At 66.0% G+C, this 8,261-nt stretch carries 9 protein-coding genes; 3 read left to right on the top strand and 6 right to left on the bottom strand.

The window, feature by feature from the left end; genetic code table 11:
* Positions 1–46: 46 nt before the first annotated feature.
* The 3 genes from H0U68_RS15785 (at position 47) to H0U68_RS15775 (ending at position 2,657) form a co-directional block, all read left to right on the top strand.
* Complete coding sequence (locus tag H0U68_RS15785) at positions 47–427, top strand: tetratricopeptide repeat protein (RefSeq protein ID WP_296357265.1); 381 nt, start codon at positions 47–49, stop codon at positions 425–427.
* 156 nt (positions 428–583) lie between these two features.
* Complete coding sequence (locus tag H0U68_RS15780) at positions 584–1,900, top strand: family 1 glycosylhydrolase (RefSeq protein WP_296357263.1); 1,317 nt, start codon at positions 584–586, stop codon at positions 1,898–1,900.
* On the top strand, positions 1,878–2,657 hold the full coding sequence (locus tag H0U68_RS15775; RefSeq protein WP_296357262.1) for an SDR family NAD(P)-dependent oxidoreductase: 780 nt from the start codon (positions 1,878–1,880) through the stop codon (positions 2,655–2,657). The genes H0U68_RS15780 and H0U68_RS15775 overlap by 23 nt, the downstream gene beginning before the upstream one ends.
* A gap of 28 nt (positions 2,658–2,685) precedes the next feature.
* On the opposite strand, the gene H0U68_RS15770 is transcribed toward H0U68_RS15775, so the two are convergent.
* The 6 genes from H0U68_RS15770 to H0U68_RS15745 form a co-directional block, all read right to left on the bottom strand.
* Entirely contained in the window at positions 2,686–3,471 is a 786-nt protein-coding gene (locus H0U68_RS15770) for a 3-hydroxybutyrate dehydrogenase (protein ID WP_296357260.1), read from the bottom strand.
* A 36-nt stretch (positions 3,472–3,507) separates the two neighbouring features.
* The gene (locus tag H0U68_RS15765) at positions 3,508–4,257 is read right to left on the bottom strand and encodes an acetoacetate decarboxylase (protein WP_296357258.1); all 750 of its coding nucleotides are present in this window, start codon (positions 4,255–4,257) and stop codon (positions 3,508–3,510) included.
* A gap of 7 nt (positions 4,258–4,264) precedes the next feature.
* Positions 4,265–5,479 carry a patatin-like phospholipase family protein gene (locus H0U68_RS15760; protein ID WP_296357255.1) on the bottom strand — a complete coding sequence of 405 codons (1,215 nt, stop codon included), beginning with the start codon at positions 5,477–5,479 and terminating at the stop codon, positions 4,265–4,267.
* Between the two features lie 62 nt (positions 5,480–5,541).
* The gene (locus tag H0U68_RS15755) at positions 5,542–5,868 is read right to left on the bottom strand and encodes a hypothetical protein (RefSeq protein ID WP_296357253.1); all 327 of its coding nucleotides are present in this window, start codon (positions 5,866–5,868) and stop codon (positions 5,542–5,544) included.
* A gap of 19 nt (positions 5,869–5,887) precedes the next feature.
* Positions 5,888–7,072 carry an FAD-binding oxidoreductase gene (locus H0U68_RS15750; RefSeq protein WP_296357251.1) on the bottom strand — a complete coding sequence of 395 codons (1,185 nt, stop codon included), beginning with the start codon at positions 7,070–7,072 and terminating at the stop codon, positions 5,888–5,890.
* Positions 7,069–8,261: acyl-CoA dehydrogenase family protein (locus tag H0U68_RS15745; protein ID WP_296357250.1), on the bottom strand; the 1,193-nt coding region annotated here is incomplete at its 5' end. The genes H0U68_RS15745 and H0U68_RS15750, both read right to left, overlap by 4 nt.

Here is an 8,261-nt window from a genome sequence, read left to right as displayed (position 1 = left end):
TCGGTCGCTCCGGGCTTCGCCCTGCGCGACCGAGAGGCAGAAGTGAATGAACCCGGGTGGGTCAGATTTACTTCGGCGACCTTGCAGGAAAGTGGGTCAGATTTTAATCGGCGTTGACACCTGGCGCTATTTCTTCGATTTGCTCACGGGGAATGCATTGGTCGCTAATCGCCAATACGAGGAAGCTGCCACCTTCATCCACAGGTCATTGCGGGTCAACAAACGTCACGTGCCCACATTGCGGCTATTGGCGACAGCGCAAGGAGAACTTGGCCAGTTCGAAGAGGGAAAAAAGACGTTGGGCAGGCTTGTTACCGAAGCGCCTGGATTCACGGTGTCTTCCTATCTGGCCATGGGCGGCCCGGACAGCTCCATGCGCCAGCGCTGCGCAACGGTCATGCGCCAGCTCGGTCTCCCCGAAAACTAATGGGACTCGGGCCAAGCGTAGGATGCCGCCCACCCCTACATCTGCCAACACCGCACAGCAGACGCATGCACTCCAAGTTAGTGTCGCGCCCATGCACACGCTCATGAACGACCGCTGCCTGGGCGGCGCGGAACAGCCGGTGGCAGGACACCGCGCATGACGATGCCGGCGGCGCCGCCCGGCTTCATCTTCGCGACCGGCATTGAAAACAGCATTCCGACCATCGGCCAGGGGACGGTCCGCGTCGACGAGATGGAGAAGTGCGGCCACTACGCGCACTGGCGAAAGGACTTCGCGCTCACGGCGGATCTCGGCATTCGCTTTTTGCGGTACGGCCCGCCGCTGCACAAGACCTTCCTCGGGCCTGGGCGCTACGACTGGGATTTCGCGGACGAAACGTTCAGCGAGCTCTTTCGCCTCAACCTGATCCCCATCGTCGACCTGTGCCACTTCGGTGTGCCGGACTGGATGGGCAATTTCCAGAATCCGGATTTCCCCGCGCTGTTCGCGCAATACGCCAAGGCATTCGCCGAACGCTTCCCGTGGGTGCAGCTGTACACGCCGGTCAACGAGATGTTCATCTGCGCCCGGTTCTCGGCGCTGTACGGCTGGTGGAACGAGCAGCTGCGCAGCGACCGGGCGTTCGTGACGGCGCTGACCAACATCGTCAAGGCCAACGTGCTCGCCATGCAGGAAATCATCCAGCTGCGGCCGGACGCGATCTTCATCCAGAGCGAGTCCTCCGAGTACTTCCATGCCGAGAACCCCGCCGCCATCGGCCCCGCCGAACATCTGAACGCGCAGCGCTTCCTCTCGCTGGACCTGAACTACGGCAGGCGCGTGGATTCGCAGATGTACGAGTACCTGATGGACAACGGCATGAGCCGGGAGCAGTACCACTTCTTCCTGCGCAACACGCTCAAGCACCACTGCATCATGGGCAACGACTACTACCGCACCAACGAGCATCGCGTTGCGGCGGACGGCAGCACGCGCGCCTCTGGGGAAATTTTCGGCTATTCCGTCATCACCAGGCAGTACTACGAGCGCTACCAGCTGCCCGTCATGCACACGGAAACCAATCTCGTCCAGGGCGCGGACGGCAACGAAGCGGTGAACTGGCTGTGGAAGGAATGGGCGAACGTCCTGCGCGTTCGCAACGACGGAATGCCCGTGGTCGGTTTCACGTGGTACTCGCTGACCGACCAGGTCGATTGGGACACCGCGCTGCGGGAAAACAATGGCCGGGTGAACGAACTCGGCCTGTTCGACCTGGAGCGCAAGATCCGGCCGGTGGGCGTTGCGTACAAGAAGCTCATCGCCGACTGGGGGGAGGTGCTGCCCACCCAGAGCGTGTGCCTGCAGGTTCCCATCATTTCACCGCGCGAGCACCATGAGGACTGGGCGGTGCGCAAGCGCGAACAGGCCCGGCGCACGCCCGCGTCCGCCGATGCGCCGCGCAACACCCAATGAGCGAACAGGAGCCGTCATGAGCCGATTTCAGGACAAGGTTGCCATCGTCACCGGCGCGGCCGGCGGCATCGGCCTGGCAACAGCGAAGAGGCTGGCGTCCGAAGGCGCGCGGCTGGTGCTGGTGGATCTCGACGAGGCCCGTGTCCAGGCCATGCTGCCGGCGGTGCTGCAGTGCGGCGCGCCCGAGGCGATGGCCGCGGGCTGCGACGTTTCGCAGGAGCTTCAGGTGGAGGCCACGGTCAACGCGGCGATGTCGCGCTTCGGGCGGCTCGATGCGGTCGTCAACAACGCGGGGCTGATGACGTTCAAGCCGCTGCAGGAGTTTTCCGGTGCGGATTGGAACGCGGTGCTGGGTGTGGACCTGCTCGGCGCCTTCTTCTTCATCAAGAACGCGTTTCGGCACATGAAGCCCGGCGGCGCCATCGTCAATATTTCGAGCATCCATGCGCTGCAGACGGAGGCACTGGTGGCGCCATACGCGGCGGCCAAGGCCGCGATGCTGTCGCTCACGCGCTCCGCGGCCATCGAAGGCAAGGAGCTGGGCATCCGAACCAATGCCATTCTTCCCGGCGCGATCGAGACGCCGATGCTGCGCAACAACCCCCAGGTGAAGTCCGGGGTCGAGCATCTCTCGGCGTCGGATGTCGGCAAACCCGAGGACATCGCCGCTGTCGTGGCGTATCTCGCCTCCGACGACGCGGCCTTTGTGCAGGGGGCGTGCCTCACGGTGGACGGGGGCAGGCTGGCGGGGCTTTGACGCCGCACTCTCGCGCGCCCCGGCCGGGTCACTGCATGAACCAGCCGTGGCTCACGACAAGGGACTGACCCGTCAGCGCGTTGGAAGGAAATGCCGCGAACAGCAGCGCCACCTGGGCCACGTCCATGGTGGTGGTGAATTCGCCGTCCACCGTTTCCTTGAGCATCACGTTCTTGATGACCTCCTCTTCGCTGATCCCCAGTGTCCTGGCTTGCTCGGGAATCTGCTTTTCCACCAGCGGCGTGCGCACAAAGCCGGGGCAGATGACATTGGCGCGCACGTTGTGCTTGGCGCCTTCCTTGGCCACTGTCTTGCACAAGCCGATCAGCCCGTGCTTGGCGGTGACGTAAGGGGCCTTCAGGACCGAGGCTTCCTTGGAGTGCACCGACCCCATGTAGATGACGCTTCCGCCGCGTCCCTGCGCGTACATGTGCTTCAGGCAAGCCCTGGTGGTGAGGAACGCGCCGTCGAGATGGATGGCGAGCATCTTTTTCCAATCCGAGAAACTGAACTCCTCCACGGGATGGACGATCTGGATGCCGGCATTGCTGACGAGAATGTCGATGCCTCCGAAGGCGGCGGCCGCTTGCGCCACGGCCGCCTCGACCTGGTTTTCATCGGTCACGTCGACGGCGACTCCGATGGCCTGGCCGCCGTGCTCTTTCAGTTCCGCCGCTGTCGCATCCGCGGCTTCCTTGTTCAGGTCCGCGATCACGATCTTCGCGCCCTGCGCGGCGTACAGGGTCGCGATTTCCTTGCCGATTCCGCTCGCCGATCCGGTGATGAAGGCGACTTTGTCTTTGAGTTGCTGCATGGTGTTCTGTGGGTGGATGAAAGCGGGGAATGGAATTCAGGCGAGATAGTCGTGTTCGACGGTGCCCAGCGCCAATGTCATGTCCGCGATGTAGTGCACGGCCCCTTCCACCTTCAGCACGGGCAGGTCGGCGACAGGCGCGAGAGCGTGCGGATGCAGCTCAAGTGCCGCCGGACCCGTCCACGCGCCGTGCAGGGTGACGTCGACCATGTGGTAGCGCACCAGCTCGCAGATGCGGGGCGTGCCATCGACGTGCGGAATGATCTTGAGCAGGAAATTGGGTTGCGCGATGCCCGCCAGAATGGGCGCCGGATCGAGTGCCTGGTGCTTGAAGCCCATGGTCGCGGTCGCGACGCGCACCTTGCCGTGGTCGAGCGTGCCGACGATCGTGTCGGTTTCGTAGTCGAGCTTTGGCGACGCCAGCTTTTTCGGAAAGCCCCAGAGTTCGCGCCCTCCGGCAATCGGCGGATGGTCGTCGAGGTACATGGCATGGACGTATGCGCCTTGCTCCAGGCCGGCCTTCGTCTGGATGCGGACCGGGATGACCTGGCCGGACTCGGTGTAGTCGCCAAAGCCGGTCGAGTCCGGCATGCGGATGAACTCGTACTTGACCAGGGGCTCTTCCACGAGAAGTGGTTCAGGCACCACCGCACGCAGCGCATCCATGTCCGTGCGGTAAGTGATGATCAGGAATTCGCGGCGGACAAACCGGTACGGACCCCGCGGAAAGGCCGGGCTGGTCAGAGGCATGGCGAAGGCCCGCCGCCCGACTTCTTCAATGTTCATGGAACCTCTACACGGTTTTGGATGCGGGCTTCCCGGTGCCGCCGTCCAGTACGCTGGAAGGCGTGCGAATTTTGACCACCTCGGGTTCGATCAGGTCGAACGTGGTGATTCCACAGGAGGACTCCCCTTTCAGCCAGGCCGGGTGGTCCAAGACGCTTTGCACGTCGCGGGCGCCCGCGTCCCAGTGTTCGAGCACGGTCGCCCGGGAGAACTCGTAGTCCTTGGAGTCCGGTTCATAAGCCTTGTCACGGTAGATCAGGTGCACGATGTCGATCGGCGCATAGGTCATCTGCGCCTGCAGCGCCGCGACGCTGGGCGCATTGCGCAGCCGCGGCGGCAGCTTGCTGATGAGGTCGGCCAGTGCCTGCTGGAGATTGACGTTGGCCGCGAGCGCGTCGGTGTTCATTCTCGTGCGGCTCGAATAGGTGATGTCCTTCTGGCGCTCGGCCACTTCGGACAGCGTGGTGGGAAGCGGGCCGCGCGCGCTGAACAGGTCCACCTGCAGCACGACCAGCCGCTGGCTGCGCGGATGGGAGTCGAGCACGTACTGCAGGGGCGTGTTGGAGACGATGCCGCCGTCCCAATAGGACTCCCCGGCCACGGTCACGGGGGCGAAGCCCGGCGGCAGCGCGCAGCTGGCCAGGATGTGCTCGACCTGGATGGTTTGCAGCGTGTTGTCGAAGTAGACCGAGTTTCCTGTCCGTACATTGACGGCGCCGACACTCAGGCGGGTTTCGCGGCGATTGATGCGGTCGAAGTCCACAAGGCTTTCAAGCGTGGCCTTCAGCGGCGAGCTGTCGTAGAAGCTGAGCACCGGGGCGGCGCCGCCCAGCAGGAGCGCGGGATCCATGCGGGGCCGGAAGAACCCCGGGATGCCCATGGTCATCGCGTACAGCGCGCTCCACTGGTTCAGTGCGGCACGGTCGCCCCAGGATGCCGGGACGCTCTGGCCATAGCCGGACGAGAGCAACTGCCAGAACTCGGTTAGCCGTTCCACCCGCCGCTGCGGCGGATTGCCGGCGATGAGCGCGGCATTGATCGCGCCGATGGAGACGCCGGCAACCCAGTCGACTTCGTTGCCATTTTCGAAGAGGCCTTTGTAAACGCCAGCCTGGTAAGACCCCAGGGCCCCGCCCCCCTGCAGCACGAGGGCCTTCGTGGCGGAACCCATTTCCGCGCCGATGCCCAACCAGGGAGATGCGTCTTTTTTTCTTGCTGCCATTGGTGCATTAGATCACCCCGGCGGTCCTGCGCCTGGCGCGGGCCACGCGCCAGGCGGTGGCCTCAGGACTTCGCCATCGACGTCTCCACCAGCTGGTGGTGCGTGGCGAATTCCTCCCACCGCGCCACCAGCGACTTCGCCTTGTCGGTGAGCACCGCGCGCTCGAAACCTTCGCCGGAAAACGATTTGATCGCTTCCAGCGAGGTGAACCACACCAGCGTCATGAACTCGATTTCCTCGCCCACGTCGCGGCGCAGGATGTGAAAGCCCAGATAGCCCTTGTCGGCGATGGTGGCCTGCAGGCGCGGGAACAATTCTTCCCGCAGGTAGCGTTCGTAGGCAGGTGCGTTCGCGGGCGTCGTGAAGCCCTTCCACATGCGGCAGATCATTGCGGTTCTCCGTGGTGTGTCAGATGACGATCAGTTCGCGCACCGGCCGGTTCTGCGCAATGCGTTCGTAGCCGAGTTCGCCCACGTCCAGCGTGCGGTAGGCGCCGTGCACCATCAGCTCGGCCAGCGCCAGCCCCGCGGCCGGTGACTGCTGGATGCCGTGGCCGCTGAAGCCGTTGACCAGCAGCATGTTGGCCAGCCCCGGCGCACGGCCGATGATGGCGTTGTGGTCGAAGCTGTTCATCTCGTAGAAGCCGGCCCACACGGCCGTCTGGCGGATCGCCTCGAAAGCCGGCACGCGCGCGGCCAGCGCCGGCCACAGCACGTCCTCGAACTGCGCGTGGTCGATCTCCAGGGTGCGGTTCTCCGGCGCGTGCGCATCGCGCGGCGGCGCGCCGGCCAGAAAGCCCTTGCCTTCGGGGCGGAAGTAGATGCCGCTCGGGTCGATCACCAGCGGGCAATCGGGAATCGGCGTTTTGCAGTCGAACACGAACACGCAGTGCCGCTCGGGGTGCACCGGCAGCGCGAAGCCGGCCATGTCCGCCACCCGCGCCGCGTGCGGGCCGGCCGCGTTCACCAGCATGCCGCACGCCACGGTGCTGCCGTCGGCGCAGCCGACGCTTGCAATGCGTTCGCCCTCGCGCCGCAGCGACACGGCCTCGGCCTTGCGGTACTCCACACCGAGCGCGCGCGCCTTGCGCCGCAACGCCTGCAGCAGGCTGTAGCCGTCGAACCAGCCTTCGCCGCGCAGGCCCAGGTTGCCCGCACCGATGCTGTCGATGCTGAGCCAGGGAAAGCGCCGCGCCAGATCGTCAGGCTCCAGCAGCGCGATGTCGCCGCCGTGCGCGCGCTGCACGGCATTCATGGCGCGCAGGCCGTCGGCGCCCGCGGGCGAGGCCAGCTGCAGGTAGGCGCGCTCCTGCAGCGCCACGTCCGGCCGGTCGCCATCGACCTGCAGGCGGTCCGCCGCTTCGCGCAGGAACGCGAAGCTGTTGCGCGACAGCGCCATGTTCACCGGCGCCGAGAACTGCTGGCGGATCGAGCTTACCGACAGCGTGGAGGACGCCGTGGTGTAGTTGGGGTCGCGCTCCAGCACCAGCACGGACAGCCGCGCGTCCAGTGTCTTCAGGTGGTAGGCGACCGAGCTGCCCATCACGCCGCCGCCCACGATCACCACGTCGAAAGTTTCGTTCTGGCCGTTCATCGCAGCATGCCCTTTGCAATCACGCCGGCCTGGATCTCTGCCGCGCCTTCGAAGATGCCGAGGACGCGTGCGTCGCACAGCACGCGGCTGATGGCGTATTCCTGCGCGTAGCCGTTGCCGCCGTGCACCTGCAGGGCTGAGTCGGCATTGGCCCAGGCCACCTTGGCGGCCAGCAGCTTGGCCATGCCGGCCGGCACGTCGCAGCGCAGGCCCTGGTCCTTCTGCCGCGCGGCGGCCCAGGTGAGCTGGCGCGCCAGCATGGTTTCCACCGCCATCCAGGCCAGCTTGCCGGCGATGCGCGGAAACTGCGCGATCGCGCAGCCGAACTGCTGGCGCTGCTGCGCATAAGCAGCGGCGAGTTCCAGCGCGTTCTGCGCCACGCCCACGGCGCGCGCCGCTGTCTGGATGCGCGCCGATTCGAAGGTGGACATCAGCTGCTGGAAGCCGCGGCCCGCTGTTCCGCCCAGCAGGCCGTCCTGCGCAACGGCGAAGCCGTCGAAGGCGAGCTCGTATTCCTTCATGCCGCGGTAGCCGAGCACCGGGATTTCGCTGCCACTCAGGCCTTCCACCGGGAAGTCGTCACCGGCCGTGCCGCGCGGCTTCTCCGCCAAAAAGATCGACAGGCCTGCTGCCCCGCGCCCGCCCGCTTCGGTGCGCGCCAGCACGGCCATCAGGTCGGCGCGCGCGGCATGCGTGATCCAGGTCTTGCTGCCCGTCAGCCGGTACACGCCGCCTTCCAGCACGGCGCGCGTGCGCGCCGATGCCAGGTCCGAGCCGGCCGAAGGCTCGGTGAACACCGCCGCCGGCAGTGTGGCGCCGCTTGCGATGCGCGGCAGCCACTTCGCCTTCTGCGCGTCGGTGCCGTGGTGGCCGATCAGCTCCGCGGCGATTTCCGAGCGCGTGCCGAGCGAGCCGACCGCCAGCGACGCGCGGCTGAGCTGCTCGGTCACCACGCACATGGCCAGCTTGTCCATGCCCATGCCGCCGTGCTGCTCGGCGATGGTGAGGCCGAACACCCCGAGCGCGGCCAGCTCCGCCACCAGCGGCAGCGGGATCAGCGCGTCGTCGCGGTGCCAGGCCTGCGCCTGCGGGGCGATGCGCTCGTCGGCGAAGCGGCGGAACTGGCCGGACACCAGCGACAGCGTTTCGTCGGCGAGCCCGGGGTCGCCCCAGCTGCCCTGCGCCAGCG

This window comes from Ramlibacter sp. (genome assembly GCF_013697775.1).
GTDB lineage: Bacteria > Pseudomonadota > Gammaproteobacteria > Burkholderiales > Burkholderiaceae_C > Ramlibacter.
Note: the sequence above shows the minus strand (reverse complement) of the source record. Positions and strands in the feature narration are given on the sequence as shown.